The sequence below is a fragment of the Tepidiforma sp. genome (assembly GCF_026419595.1).
Classification (GTDB): Bacteria; Chloroflexota; Dehalococcoidia; order Tepidiformales; family Tepidiformaceae; genus Tepidiforma.
The window spans coordinates 1-318 of record NZ_JANZZD010000094.1; the positions used below are offsets into that span (position 1 = coordinate 1).

The 318-nt window shown below is 63.2% G+C and carries 1 protein-coding gene; it reads left to right on the forward strand.

The window, feature by feature from the left end; genetic code table 11:
• Nucleotides 1-49: 49 nt before the first annotated feature.
• Nucleotides 50-318: CarD family transcriptional regulator (locus N2041_RS14525; RefSeq protein ID WP_297679314.1), on the forward strand; the 269-nt coding region annotated here is incomplete at its 3' end.

A 318-nucleotide genomic window follows, 5' to 3' on the forward strand; every position in this document is an offset into this window, starting at 1 on the left:
GTACAGAGGACTGGTCCAACGCAGTGTAGACGACATCGAGCGTGAGTATTTGCTCATCGAGTACGCGAACGGCGATCAGCTTTATGTGCCTATTCATCAGGCCGATCGGCTAACGCACTACGTCGCGCCGGAGGGGTTCACGCCCGCACCGCACCGTCTAGGCGGGGCGGAATGGGAGCAGCATAAGGCACAAGCGCGCGCCGCGGCCTCCGAGGCTGCCCAAGAACTGCTCGATTTGTACGCAGCACGGCAAGTAGCGCGCGGGCACGCTTTCGCGACCGATACGGCTTGGCAAGCCGAGGTGGAGGCGGCGTTCCC